Genomic DNA, 13,321 nt, shown 5'->3' with positions numbered 1-13,321 from the left:
CCCATGCCGACGCGTTGGCTCGGCAGGACGCTGAAGTGCCGTGTCGCTGAAGATGCGCGTCACTGCCACACTGTCGAGGTGACCACACGACGCATCTTCATCACCGGAGTCGGCCGGGGCCTCGGCCACGAGCTCGCATCGCAACTGCTCGGCCAAGGACATGAGGTGTGGGGGTCGACCCGGTCGGGGTCGTGCGACCTCGAACTCGCAGGATGCGTCGCCATCGAGTTGGCCGACGAAGCCTCGATCATCGCCGGCGCCGCAGCGGTCGGTCTCGATGCGATCGACGTCCTCATCAACTGCGCCGGTATCGATAGCCGATCCACCGATGCCGATGTCGACAACCGGGGTCCGTTCGGTGTCGACAGCGCAACGCTGAATGCCGTGATGGCCGTCAACGTGAACGCGCCGATGGTCTTGACCCGGGAACTCCTGCCCCGGCTCCAGGCAGGCGACGACGCGGTGGTGCTGAACATCACCTCGCAGCTGGGTTCGATGGAAGTCGCGAAGTCAGGCGGCTCCGACACGCCCTACTGCATCTCGAAGGCTGCGCTCAACATGCTGAGCGTGAAGACCGCCGCAGCGCTGAAGAACGACGGCATCGTGGTGGTCATGCTGCACCCCGGCTGGGTCCAGACCGACATGGGTGGCGCTGCGGCGCAACTGACGATGGACGAATCGGCTTCGGCGATCGTCGACACCCTGTCGCAGCTCACGATGGCCGACTCGGGCCGCTTCATCACCTGGGACAACCGCACCCACCCGTGGTGAGCTGACTCGAACCTCGTTGACTACAGCTCTTCGAGGAGGTCGACCTCGAGCAGGGCATCCGCAGCAAGGCGCACGGCCTCGAACGACAGGCCTGACCGCCGAGCGATGTCGAACAGCGAGTGCGTGCCGTCGGAGAAATTGAGCACCCACAGCACGGCGACCTCGGCCGAGTTGTCACCCTTGCGACCCCCGAGCGCGGCGTAGAGCCCGCGTGGACCGAGCTGAGGCTCGCAGTTCGGGCTGAGGTTGCGGTAGCGCTGATTGGCTTCGAGGACGTCGACCACCGCAATGTGCTTGGCCAGGGTGTCGGCCAACGCATCGGGCCGCACGAAGTCGAGATCGTCGGCCGAGGTGTGGTACTCGTCGAACTGGCCGTACGGGGTGCGCGTCAGACTGCCCATCTCGAGGCCGATGCCGGGCGATGAATACTGGCGCTCGTCGTAGCCGTAGGGTTCGAAGTCGCGGACGTCGTAGGGATCGCCGGAGGCCTCGAGCACGTGCTCGACCGCAGCGTCGATGAGGTGGCGGCCGTTTCGCGTTCGTTTGTAGTGCAGTTGGCCGGGATCGCCCGACGTGCTGAGCACCAGACCGCCGAGGATGTTGGTACGGCTCTGTGGTTGGGTTGCGAGCCAGGTGATCGAGCCGATCGTTCCCGGGATGAACAGGAAGCGGTAGGTGAGGCGCCGCTCGGGACGATCGAGGATGCTCCGGGCGAGGAACGTGGCCAGTGCGATGCCGGACAGGTTGTCGTTGCACAACGAGGGGTGGCAGACGTGGGTCGAGAACAGGATCTCGTCGGTCGACGAACCGGGAATCACGAGCTCGCCGTAGGTGAGGTGGCCGGTGTCATCGAGCGACGAGTCGATGACCACCTCGTACTCGCCGTCCTCGAGCGCGACATAGTCGTCGTGGCGGAGGCAGAAACCCCAGGTCCGGTTGAAGTATGACGTGCGGTGGGGAATGCGGTCGGGGAAGTCGGGGAGCGTGTGCAACCGAGGCCGCAGCTCGTCGAGTGTCATGGTGGCGTGCACCGGCTCGGAGTAGTTGACCACGTGCAGATTGTGTTGCTGGAAGTCGATGACCCGGCGTCCGCTCGAGTCCTTCACGTACGCGTCACGGATGTTCCACTCCGGCGGAACGGTCCAATCGAAGACCTCGGTGCCGCTGGGCACCTCGTGCTGCGTGATCGGGATGATCTCGGAGAGGAGGTCGAGCGTCTCGCGCACCCCATCACCGGTGATGCTCCGGCAGATGGGATACAGCCGCTCGATGGCGGCATGCATCTCGGAGCCGGTGGAGGGAGCGAGCGGAAGGGGGCCGATGGCCTGATTGTACCGGTGGAGCTCGAGCTGGTCGGTCACGGGCAGTCGGTACAGCCGGCGTTCCACACCTGCCACGGCGGGTTGCCGGCCTCGACGAGTGCGTCGAGTTCGGACTTGTCCTTGAACGTGTCCATCGGCTGCCAGTAACCGTCGTACGGAACGGCCATCAGCTTGCGCTGTTCGATGAGACGGTCGAACGGCTTGAGGATGAGCTCCTCGTTGCGATTGAGGACGTCGAAGATGCCCTGCCGGAAGACGAAGAAACCGGCGTTGATGCGGACAGAGGAACGGGCGATCTCCTCGATGGCGACCACGTTGCCGTCCCCATCGATGCGGACGTTGTGGAACGACGAAGGGGCATGCACGGTGGTGAAGCACGCGGTGTTGTCGGTGGCGGCGAAGTTCGCAACGTAGGTGTCGAGATCGAGATCGGACAGTCCGTCGGCGTAGTTGGCCAGGAACATCTCCTCGCCGTCGAGGTGGGGGCGGACACGGCGCAAGCGCTCACCGACGTTCGAGGTCTGGCCGGTATCGACGAAGGTGATCTTCCAGTCGTCGATGTCGGTCCCGAGCAATTCGATGGAGCGCCCACCCTCGGCGTAGATGAAGTCGTTCATCTCCGACTCGGAGTAGTTGAGGAAGAATTCCTTGATCTGCCGGCCGCCGTAGCCAAGGCAGATGATGAAGTCCTTGTGGCCGAAGTGCGCGTAGTACTTCATGAGGTGCCACAGGATCGGGCGGGGGCCGACCTCGACCAGGGGTTTGGGAACCTCTCCTGAGTGACCGCGGAGACGCATCCCCTGGCCACCGCAGAACAACACGACCTTCATGTTCGGAACTTCTCCCACCACATCGGCTCGGACTGGTACCCATCCATCGGTCGGAAGCGGGCGATGCTGAGCCTTCAGGCCCGGATTCGCCTCGGTCGACCGGGGCTCCCCGGACACGTTCCCACGGTACGGGCGGATCACCTCGGTCGGGCTGAGGAAAACGGACCATTGCTGCGCTCAGGCCCCACCATTACCTTCAGAAAACGATGACTTCCTTTGCCTGCCGCTTCTGTTCCACCCCGCTCGAACACCGCGTCGTCGACCTCGGCATGTCGCCTCTCTGCGAGAGCTTCCTGCCCGCCGACGCCCTGGATTCGATGGAGCCCTTCTACCCGCTGAACGTCTGGGTCTGCCATGAGTGCTTCCTCGTGCAGCTCAACGAGTACGTCGATCCGGGCGAGATCTTCGAGGAGTACGCGTACTTCTCGTCGTTCGCCACCACCTGGCTGCAGCACGCGGCCGACTACGTCGAGATGATCTCGAAGCGCCTCGAACTCGGCGCCGACTCGATGGTCGTCGAGCTTGCCAGCAACGACGGCTACCTCCTCAAGAACTTCGTCGAGGCCGGCATTCCCTGCCTCGGCATCGAGCCGGCGGCCAACGTCGCCAAGTCGGCCGTCGAGATCGGTGTCCCGACCGACGTGTCGTTCTTCGGCAAGGAGAAGGGAGCGTCGCTGGCCGCCGACGGGGTCAAGGCCGACCTCGTGCTCGGCAACAACGTGATGGCCCAGGTGCCCGACCTGAACGACTTCATCGCCGGCATCCCCGAGATCCTCAAGCCAACCGGGACCGTCACGATCGAGTTCCCCCACCTGCTCCAGCTGCTCGAGCAGAACCAGTTCGACACGATCTACCACGAGCACTACTGCTACTTCTCGCTCGTGAGCACCGAGAAGATCTTCGCTGCCCACGGCCTCACGATCTTCGACGTCGAGGAGCTGTGGACCCACGGCGGCTCGCTGCGCATCTACGCCCGGCCGAACGCTGATGAGAGCCGCCCGGTCAGCGACGCCGTCATCGAGCTCCGCAACCGCGAGATCGAAGCCGGCTTCCTCGACGTCGAGCGCTACGTCACGTTCGAAGAGCAGGCCCGCGAGACCAAGCGAGCCCTGCTCGAGATCCTGATCAACGCCAAGCGCGAGGGCAAGACCGTCTGCGGCTACGGCGCACCGGGCAAGGGCAACACCTTGCTCAACTACTGCGGCATCCGTGAGGACTTCCTCGACTTCACCGTCGACCGCAACCCGTACAAGCACGGTCGTTTCCTGCCCGGCACGCACATCCCGATCTTCACTCCCGACAAGATCGACGAGGTGAAGCCGGATCTCATCCTGATCCTTCCCTGGAACTTCAAGGACGAGATCCTCGAGCAGATGAAGCACGTGCGCGAATGGGGCGCCCAGTTCATCGTGCCGATCCCGACGGCCACCGTCATCTGAGCGACGCTCGTCCCCGCGACGAGCGTCTGCTACACACCGGTGATGCTTCCGCTCCAGCTCGGCACCGATCCATCTACTCCGCTGTCGATCCTCTGTCTGGGGGCCCACAGCGACGACATCGAGATCGGTTGCGGGGGGACGCTCATGCGCTTGTTGCGTGAGCGTCCCGGATCATCTGTTCGCTGGGTCGTGTTCTCGGCCAACGAGAAGCGAGCGGAGGAGGCGCGAGCCAGCGCCGCCGACTTCGGTGCCGATGCCGGTGAACTCGAGGTCACGGTGCTCGGCTTCCGGGAGAGCTACTTCCCCTATCAGGGCGCCGAGATCAAAGATGCCATGGCCCAGGTCGCCCGAGAGGTGAGCCCCGACGTGGTGTTCTCGCATCGTCGCGACGACGTCCACCAGGACCACCACACGCTGGCCGGTCTCACCTGGAACCACTTCCGCAATCACCTGGTGCTCGAGTACGAGATCGCCAAGTACGAGGGAGACCTCGGCCAGCCCAACGTCTTCGTCCCACTCGACACCGACCTGGTCGAGGCGAAGATCGCCAAGCTCCATCACCACTTCGGCACCCAGCAGGACAAGGCCTGGTTCAGCGCCGACACCTTCCGTGGGATGATGGCCGTACGCGGGGTCGAGTCCAACTCGCCGAGCCACTTCGCCGAGGGCTTCCACGCGAGGAAAATCCTGCTCTGACGCTCGGGCACCCTCAAGTGCCCCCGGTGCCGGGTCGATGCTCCAAGGGTCGGTCGACGCCGACACGAATGGAGAGCAATGGCGACCTTTGGCGATCCAGCCACCAATCCCCCCACTCGCGCCGTCGTCGGCCACCTGGTCCGATACGTCGCGCACTACCGCGGTCACTTCCACACCGCCGTTCGAGACGAACTCGCAACGCGTGGGATCGACTACCGGCTCTTCTACGGCGAACCGTGGGGCGATGAGCAACCGATCGGCGGAACGGTCGAACTCCCTTGGGCGACGAAGGTCAAGACGCGCACCCTCAACGTGGCGGGCCGAGTGGTCCTGTGGCACGGCGCCCAGCGAGCGGTGGTCGGCAGCGATGTCATCATGCTCGAGCAGCAGGCCAAGGCAGTGGCCACCTACCTCTTCCTCGCCCGCCGCCTCCTCGGCGGTCCCCGTGTCGTGCTCAACGGCCACGGCCGGAACCATCAGACCGACGACCACTCGAGCTTCGTCGAGCGATCGAAGGCCTTCCTCACACGCCGAGCGGACTGGTTCTTCGCCTACACCGACAACTCGGCCGACATCGTCGCCGAACTCGGCTTCCCTCGAGACCGCATCACCGTCTTCAAGAACGCCCTCGACAACGACGCCCGGCTACTGCAGATCGAGGAAACCTCACAAACAGACCTCGACGAGCTCCGAGCCGAGCTCGGACTCGGTTCAGGGCCGGTCGGCGCCTACGTCGGGCGAATCTACGAGGACAAGCGGCCCGACTTCCTGATCGACGCTGCGCTCGAACTGCGAAAGCTCCAGCCCGACTTCGAACTCCTGATCATCGGCGATGGCAATGCCCGTGCCGCCATCGACGCCGCGGCCGCCGAACACGACTGGATCCACGATGTCGGCGCTCGCTTCGACCACGACCTCGTACGTCACGCACTCCTCGCCGACGTCATCCTCAATCCCGGCGCCATTGGGCTGGTGGCGGTCGACTCGATGGCGCTCGGTCGTCCGATCGTCACGGTGGCCGACCACGGTCACGGACCCGAGTACGCCTACCTGCGACCCGACTTCGACTCGGTCGTGCTCGACAAGGAGGCGACGCCGCGGGAGTACGCCGAGACGGTCGCCGGGTTGTTCGATGAGCCCGACTGGTTGGAGCTCCTCCAGCTCCAGGCCAAGAGCCGGGCCCGGGAGTTCTCCATGGACGAGATGGTGTCGAGCTTCGCCGACGGCTTCGTCGAAGCCCTGATCACGCTCGGCCTGCTCGAACCGGCCAACGAGGCGGAACGCCAGATCGCCGAACTCGCCCGCTGACCGGCTGCTCAGCCGCCGCGAAGGCGGTGTTTCGGCTCAGCCGCCGCGAAGGCTGCCGCTCGCGAGCTTGGTCTTGAACTGATGCCGGGTCCACCGGGGATGCTTCGCGTACACCCACGCCTTGAATGCGTACCCGAGCGCCACTCGTTCGGCCGTGGTCTTTGGCCCGTACTGATCGACCACGTAGTCGAGGTTCTGGTGGTACACCTCGTTGAAGTTCATCGAGTCGTTGCCGCCGTGACGACGGAAGATCGCCGTGGGGTAGTCGAGCCGGCTGAACTCAAGGCCCTTGGCCAAGGCCCGCGTCCAGAACTCATAGTCGGGGGTCTTGAGCATGTCGTCTCGGTACGGGCCGACCTCGACGTAGCCGTCCGACGTGATGAAGCTGCTCATGGCGGCGAGATAGTTCCAGCCGAACGAGGCGTGGATCTTGGCGTTCAGCCATGACGGGGGCGGGCCAAGCTCGCCCTGCACTTCGGAGAGATCGGCGTTGACCCACCGGATCGTGCTGAAGATCATCGGTTTGCGCTCGCGCCGATAGACATCGGCCACGGCCTCGAAGGCGCCGGGAAGCATCATGTCGTCGCCACCGAGATACGCGATCAGATCGCAGCCGTGCTCAACGCACGCGTCATAGCCCAGGGTCATTGCCGAGGCGAGGGTGCTGCCCGGTTCACGAGGCACCATCACCACGTCGTTGCGGGCACAGATGTCGAGCGTGCCGTCGGTGCTGCCGTTGTCGAGGATCAGGTGGGCCACCTCGATGCCGGGGCCCTTCTGCGCCTGCACCGAGTCGATGCATTCCTGGAGATACTCCGCCGCGTTGTAGGTCGGGGTCATCACGGCGAAGCGCACCACGTCGTGCTTGCGGGAGCTGTCGTTCATTGGATCGTCGTCTGCGTTCGGGGGTCGGAGGTGGGCTGTCGTCCTACCGCCACTGTAGGTGTCGATGTGCTCTCCGTAACCGAGTAGAGCCACCCAGCGGGAGCGAGCCGATCGGCCGGTGGGCGCTCAAGATTCTGGGTCCGTTGGCCGATACTCCCATCCGATGGGGTCGCTACGTACAAAAAACGAAGCAACCCTGACCGGTGACGAAGCCCAAGCCGGCTACGTCTTGGCCACGACGGCACTGCTGTTGATCCCGCTCATGATCTTCGCCGCCCTCGCCGTGGATGTGGGCGGGTGGTACGCCCAGGCGACCCAGGCCCAGCGAGCGGCCGACGCCGCCGCCCTCGCTGCAGTCGTCCACATGCCGAATGAGACCAAGGCTGCAACCGCAGCGCTCGACGTCGCTGCCTCGAATGGGTTCATCGATCAACCGGGGTGCGACACCCTGCCGTGTACGCCGAGCGCCTTTCCCCAAGTGGTGATCTCAAAGGTCGGCAACGAGCAGGTGCGGGTCGACATCTACATCGACGGTGAGACGTACTTCGGCGGCGTCGTGGTCGACGACGAGGTGGCCATCCACCGGTTCGCCACCGCCCAGTACGTGCTGCCGGTGCCGATGGGCAATCCGACGTCGGCGCTCGGCGTCGGCACCGATCTCACCAATGGGACGCCGGCCAACTATTGGCTCCGGGCGATGACCGAGTGCGAAGGGCGGGCAACCGGCGACTTCATCGGCGCCGGCGGTGGCTGCCCGGTCAACACGAACCCCAACCATCGCGACGAGGGGCACACGTTCATCGTCGATGTCCCGGCCGACGGCTTCTACACGTTGCAGGCACGCACCACCTGTTTCGAGAACGGCGGACAACAAGCGAATGCCGGGATGCGCTTTCGCTTCTTCGACGCCGACGACACCGTGATCGACGACAACGACAACGTGCTGCAGCCACCGCTCGCCGACGTACAGATCGACCGGCCGAGTACGGCCATCTGCGCATCGGATGGGTCGGACTGGAGTCGCACCAGTGAGCCGGCCCCCTGGGTGGACGTCGCCCCGATCTTCCGGAAGGGGCGGTACGTGCTCCAAGCCAAGAACACCGACTACGACGCTGCGCATCGCAGCCTCTACTCGCTTCGCATCGTGCCGTCGGGGACGACCGGCGACTGGATCTGTACTCGCCTCGGCCCGACGGCGTCGGCCACCTGTCCGAACATCTTCGCCAAGAAGTACCTGACCGCCTATACCGACGCCAAGATGTTCCCGAGCGGGGCCATTGGCCTGGCTCGCCTCTACCTGGCCGAGATCGGCGAGATCCACGAGGGCAAGACCATGCACATCGAACTGTTCGATCCGGCCGACGGCATCGACAGTGTGCGAATCGTCGACCCGCACGGCGACTACGTGCCCTTCACCTGGTATTCGATCGATTGTTCCGAGTACGCGTATCGCTGCGTGTCGAACCCCGACTTCGGGAGCCCGACCTCACCGATCTCGCAGACCTGCACCCAGGGGGCGACGACGGTCTCGTGCATCAAGCAGGACGGCTACTCGTTCCAGGACCGCACGCTTCGGATCGTGCTCGATCTCACCGGCTACACCTGCGAGCAGCCTGCCGGCGAGCCCGAGAACTGCTGGTGGCAGGTGGAGTACGAGGACAACAACTCGAACTCGACCGAGACCACGACCTGGGGCGTGTCGATCATCGGCGATCCGATCCGGTTGACCGAGTAGTCAGAATCCGAGCCCCAAGCTCAGGTCGCTATCCCTGTTCGGCCTCGAGGGTCGCGGGCCGGGCATCGACGAGGAGCAATTCGGTCTCGGCGGCATCGAAGTGCTGTCGGGCGTCGGCGTCGAGCTGGTTGCCGGTGACGACGACGTCGGCGTCAGCCAGCGCGGTGATCGTGGCCAGGCCCGGGGTCATCCACTTGGTGTGGTCGGCAACGACGACGAGGCGACGCGCCGAGGCGACGAAGGCCCGGTTGGTCTCGGCCTCGGCGAGGTTGGGGGTCGAGTACCCGTGGACGGGATCCATGCCGTGGACGCCCATGAACACCACGTCGAGATGGAGTTGGGAGAGCGCCGCCGTCGCGATGGGGCCGACGAGCGCGTCGCTCGGGGTGCGCATCCCGCCGGTCAGGATGGCCGTGACGGAATGGTCGCCGGATCGATAGAACACCTGCGCGACCGACGGCGAATTGGTGATGACCGTGAGGTTGGCGACAGACAAGAGGCTGTTGGCCAACTGCCAGGTGGTGGTTCCCGCCGTCAGGCCCACCGCGAAGCCAGGTTGCACGAGCTCGGCCGCCGCCCGGGCAATGGCAGTCTTCTGGTCGGCCTGACGAGTTCGCTTGGCATCGAAGCCGGGCTCCTCGGTTGCCAGCATGGAGACCCGGGTGGCGCCGCCGTGCACCTTGACGAGGAGGCCGCTCTCGTCGAGGAGATCGAGATCGCGTCGCACGGTCATGTCGGAGATGCCGAGTTGCTCGACCAGATCGCGGACGCGAACCGATCCCTCGCGTCGGATGGTCTCGAGGATGATCTCGTGTCGCCGTGGAGCCAGCACCGGTCCACCTTGCCCAGCAAAACCACCAGAAGTCAACAGCTGCCCGGTCGAAGATGTGACAAAAGTCCAATCTTTCTTGACACTTGGCCGATTCCGACCCAGGATCGCGAACGGTTCTGGTGATTCACGTTTGATTTTGGGCGATTTGCTCCGCTGTGCTTGCAGTTGCCGTCGTAGGTCACCGAGCTGGGAAGTCACGGGTGTCGGTCAAGGGACCGGCCCAGGGAGAGAAGGACATCTGAAATGGACGAACAACACATGCCGAAGTCGCCGAGCCCTGCAGCCGTTGGCTTCGCACTCGGTCGGCGATCGGTGCTCAAGAGCAGTGCACTCCTCGCCGGTGCCGCCGTGCTGCCTGGCGTCCTCGCGGCCTGCGGCAGCGATTCCGCCACTGACACTGCCGGTGGGAGCGATGGCGGCGGCACCGCCGAGGCCGCATCGGGCGAGGTGACACTCGGGTCGAACTACTCCAACGAAGTCCCGCAGGCCGGACTCCAGGCCGCGGTCGATGCCCTGCCGAATGCCGACATCACGGTCAAGATCAACGAGGTCGATCACAACACCTTCCAGGAGAACATCTCCACCTACCTCCAGAATCCCGACGACGTCATCCCATGGTTCGCCGGGTACCGCATGCGGTACTTCGCCGCGCAGGACCTCCTCGGTGACGTCTCCAGTGTCTGGCCCGCCCTCGACGCCGAACTCGGCGAAGGCTTCAAGACGGCCTCCACCGGTGACGACGGCAAGCAGTACTTCGTGCCGTGGAACTACTACGCCTGGGGTGTCCACTACCGCAAGAGCGTGTTCGCCGACAACGGTTGGACCCCGCCCACCACCTTCGACGAGCTGAAGACGCTGGCCGGCGAAATGGAGACGGCGGGGATCACGCCGTTCGCCCTCGGCAACGACGGCTTCTGGCCGGCCATGGGCACGTTCGATCAGCTGAACTTCCGCATCAATGGTTACCAGTTCCACGTCGACCTGATGGCCGGCAAGGAATCGTGGGAGGACGACCGGGTGAAGGAGGTCTTCGCGACCTGGACCGATCTGCTGCCGATGACCATGCCCGACCCCAACGGACGCACCTGGGAAGAGGCAGCTGCGGCCCTCGTGAGCGGCGAAGCCGGAATGATGATCATCGGCAACTTCGTCGGTCAGCAGTTCCCGCCCGAAGAGTTGTCCGACGTCGACTTCTTCCCGTTCCCCGAGATCAACGCCGAGCACGGGATCGATGTCGTCGAGGCACCCATCGACGGTTGGATGATGGCCAAGTCGCCGAAGAATCAGGCCGCAGCGCTCGAGCTCATCGGCTTCTTCGGAACCGCGGCAGCCCAGGATGCGTACTTGAAGGAGGACCCCTCCGCGGTGGCGCCGTCGTCGAAGGCCAACACCGGTGCCTACAACGAACTGCAGGCGAAGGCAGCGAGGACGGTGTCCGAGGCGAAGTACGTGACCCAGTTCCTCGACCGTGACACCAGCCCGGAGTTCGCGTCGAACGTGGCCGGGCCTCGGCTCGCCGACTTCCTCGCCGATCCGACCAAGATCGATTCGATCCTGGCTGATATGCAAGAGCAGGCTGCCGTCATTCTCGGCGGCTGACGTCGTCGGAGGAAGGAGCGGCTCATGACCGCCACTGCGCCAACGCAGCAACCCGAGTCGGGCGTGACCACGTCGCGATCTCGGCGCAAATCGCGCGGGGCCATGCGTCTCTCCGGTCGGGACCGCACCGTCTTCATGCTGATGGTTGCGGTCCCGACGTTCTTCCACGTCGCGCTCGTGTGGGTGCCAACGATCGCATCGATCGTGCTGTCGTTCACCGACTGGAAGGGCATCCGGTTCTCCGACATCAACTTCGTCGGATTGTTGAACTACGAGCAGATCTTCACGGTCTTCGAGAAGGACTTCTTCCAGGCCGTCATCAACAATCTGACGCTACTGATCTTCCTCTTCGTCGGGCCCACGCTCTTCGGTATGGTGCTCGCCTACCTACTCGACAAGAACCTGCGGGGGTCGCGCATCTACCAGAGCATGTTCTACACGCCCGTCGTGCTCTCACTCGCCGTTGTCGGCTTCATCTGGCAGAGCGTCGTGTACAGCACCGAGAACGGGCTGGCCACGTCGCTGTTCGGCAGCGGTGGAAACGTCAACTGGCTGGGCAACCAGGAGTTCCTCATCGGCTTCAGCGAGAATTACGGCATCTCGAAGAACTTCGTCGCCATCCTCGTCGCCATCGCCTGGCGTCACTCCGGCTACATCATGGTGCTGTACCTCGCCGGCATGAAGAGCGTCGACCAGTCGCTACGCGAGTCCGCCGCCATCGACGGCTGCAACGAGTGGCAGGCGTTCCGCCACGTACTGTTCCCCACCCTGAAGCCGATCAATGTGGTGGTCGCGGTCATCACGGTCATCGAGGCGCTGCGTGCCTTCGACATCATCTATGTGCTCAACACCCCACGACGCACACAGGTGCTGTCGATCCTCACCACGAACAACTTGTTGGGCGAGGGGGGCGGCAACGTCGGTCGTGGTTCGGCGTATGCCGTGTTGCTGTTCCTGCTCTGCATCGGCTTCGTGATCTGGTACGTGACCAATCACTATCGGGAGAGTGAGCTATGACCGCCGCCAACGTCGTCGGAGCCAAGGGCAGAAAGCTCACGCCACAGCGGGTGCTGCTGCACGCGTTTCTGATCTTCTTCGCCGTCCTGTGGCTGGTGCCGCTCATCGGTGCAGTCTTCTCATCGTTCCGGCCGTTCGCCGAGACCGTGCAGGACGGCTACTTCTCGATTCCCAATTCGTTGACGCTCGACAACTATCGCAATGCGTGGGACCAGGGCGACATCCCGGGTCGCTACTGGAATACCGCGCTGATTCTCGTGCCGGCCTTGGTACTCACGCTCTTCTTCTCGAGCATGGTGGCGTTCGCTGCGTCCCGCTTCTCGTGGAAGTTCAACATCTCGCTGCTCGTGCTGTTCACCGCGGGCAACCTGCTGCCCCAGCAGATCATCATCCAGCCGTTGTTCCAGATGTACAACCGGATCCCGCTGCCTGACGCGCTGTCGAACTCGGGGAAACTCAACGGCTCGGTGTGGGGCCTCATCCTCATCCACGTGGCGTTCCAATCGGGCTTCTGCACGTTCGTGCTCAGCAACTACATGAAGCTGCTCCCGAAGGAACTGAACGAGGCGGCCGTGGTCGACGGTGCGAGCGTGTGGGTGCAGTACTCCAAGATCATCATGCCGCTGACCCGTCCGGCACTGGCCGCCTTGGCCACGCTCGAGTTCACGTGGATCTACAACGACTTCTTCTGGGCAGTCGTGCTCGAGCAACAGGGCGCCGATCGGCCGATCACATCGTCGCTCGCCAACCTCGGCGGCGAGTTCTTCACCGACGACAACCTCATCGCCGCCGCCTCGGTCTATGTCGCGATCCCGACACTGGCGGTCTACTTCGCTCTGCAGAAGCACTTCATTGCCGGACTGACCCTCGGCGCCAGCAAAGGCTGA

At 64.2% G+C, this 13,321-nt stretch carries 12 protein-coding genes; 8 read left to right on the top strand and 4 right to left on the bottom strand.

The features are described 5' to 3' along the window. The first annotated feature begins 78 nt into the window (after positions 1–78). Entirely contained in the window at positions 79–771 is a 693-nt protein-coding gene (locus tag R2733_05190) for an SDR family NAD(P)-dependent oxidoreductase (GenBank protein ID MEZ5375888.1), read from the top strand. Between the two features lie 20 nt (positions 772–791). On the opposite strand, the gene R2733_05185 is transcribed toward R2733_05190, so the two are convergent. Both R2733_05185 and R2733_05180 read right to left on the bottom strand, forming a co-directional pair. Beyond that, on the bottom strand, positions 792–2,132 hold the full coding sequence (locus R2733_05185) for a DUF4910 domain-containing protein (protein ID MEZ5375887.1): 1,341 nt from the start codon (positions 2,130–2,132) through the stop codon (positions 792–794). Beyond that, complete coding sequence (locus R2733_05180) at positions 2,129–2,923, bottom strand: sugar phosphate nucleotidyltransferase (GenBank protein MEZ5375886.1); 795 nt, start codon at positions 2,921–2,923, stop codon at positions 2,129–2,131. Before R2733_05180 ends, R2733_05185 begins: the two co-directional genes overlap by 4 nt. A 206-nt stretch (positions 2,924–3,129) precedes the next feature. Between R2733_05180 and R2733_05175 the strand changes: the two genes are divergently transcribed. The 3 genes from R2733_05175 to R2733_05165 all read left to right on the top strand — a co-directional run bounded on the left by R2733_05175 (position 3,130) and on the right by R2733_05165 (position 6,366). Further along, positions 3,130–4,362, top strand: coding sequence for a class I SAM-dependent methyltransferase (locus R2733_05175; protein MEZ5375885.1), 1,233 nt, complete (start codon positions 3,130–3,132; stop codon positions 4,360–4,362). Between the two features lie 42 nt (positions 4,363–4,404). Next, complete coding sequence (locus R2733_05170; GenBank protein MEZ5375884.1) at positions 4,405–5,058, top strand: PIG-L deacetylase family protein; 654 nt, start codon at positions 4,405–4,407, stop codon at positions 5,056–5,058. Positions 5,059–5,136: 78 nt separating this feature from the next. Beyond that, complete coding sequence (locus tag R2733_05165; GenBank protein MEZ5375883.1) at positions 5,137–6,366, top strand: glycosyltransferase family 4 protein; 1,230 nt, start codon at positions 5,137–5,139, stop codon at positions 6,364–6,366. Positions 6,367–6,402: 36 nt separating this feature from the next. Here the strand turns inward: R2733_05165 and R2733_05160 are convergent, their stop codons facing one another. Continuing rightward, a complete protein-coding gene (locus R2733_05160) occupies positions 6,403–7,251 on the bottom strand; it encodes a glycosyltransferase (GenBank protein ID MEZ5375882.1) in 849 nt (282 codons plus the stop codon). A gap of 163 nt (positions 7,252–7,414) precedes the next feature. On the opposite strand from R2733_05160, the gene R2733_05155 reads away from it, so the two are divergent. Then, positions 7,415–8,986, top strand: a complete 1,572-nt coding sequence (locus R2733_05155; GenBank protein ID MEZ5375881.1) for a pilus assembly protein TadG-related protein — start codon at positions 7,415–7,417, stop codon at positions 8,984–8,986. 28 nt (positions 8,987–9,014) lie between these two features. Here R2733_05155 and R2733_05150 read toward each other — a convergent pair whose 3' ends face one another. Then, the gene (locus R2733_05150; GenBank protein MEZ5375880.1) at positions 9,015–9,818 is read right to left on the bottom strand and encodes a DeoR/GlpR family DNA-binding transcription regulator; all 804 of its coding nucleotides are present in this window, start codon (positions 9,816–9,818) and stop codon (positions 9,015–9,017) included. A gap of 243 nt (positions 9,819–10,061) precedes the next feature. On the opposite strand from R2733_05150, the gene R2733_05145 reads away from it, so the two are divergent. Genes R2733_05145 through R2733_05135 form a run of 3 tightly spaced genes read left to right on the top strand, consistent with a single transcriptional unit; the run spans position 10,062 to position 13,321 of the window. Beyond that, the gene (locus R2733_05145) at positions 10,062–11,417 is read left to right on the top strand and encodes an ABC transporter substrate-binding protein (protein ID MEZ5375879.1); all 1,356 of its coding nucleotides are present in this window, start codon (positions 10,062–10,064) and stop codon (positions 11,415–11,417) included. Positions 11,418–11,441: 24 nt separating this feature from the next. Further along, positions 11,442–12,434 (top strand): sugar ABC transporter permease, encoded by a 993-nt coding sequence (locus R2733_05140; GenBank protein ID MEZ5375878.1) that lies wholly within the window; start codon positions 11,442–11,444, stop codon positions 12,432–12,434. Next, entirely contained in the window at positions 12,431–13,321 is an 891-nt protein-coding gene (locus tag R2733_05135; protein MEZ5375877.1) for a carbohydrate ABC transporter permease, read from the top strand. Before R2733_05140 ends, R2733_05135 begins: the two co-directional genes overlap by 4 nt.

The organism is Acidimicrobiales bacterium (assembly GCA_041394265.1).
GTDB lineage: Bacteria > Actinomycetota > Acidimicrobiia > Acidimicrobiales > SZUA-35 > JBBQUN01.
This window is presented reverse-complemented; position numbering and strand designations above follow the sequence as displayed.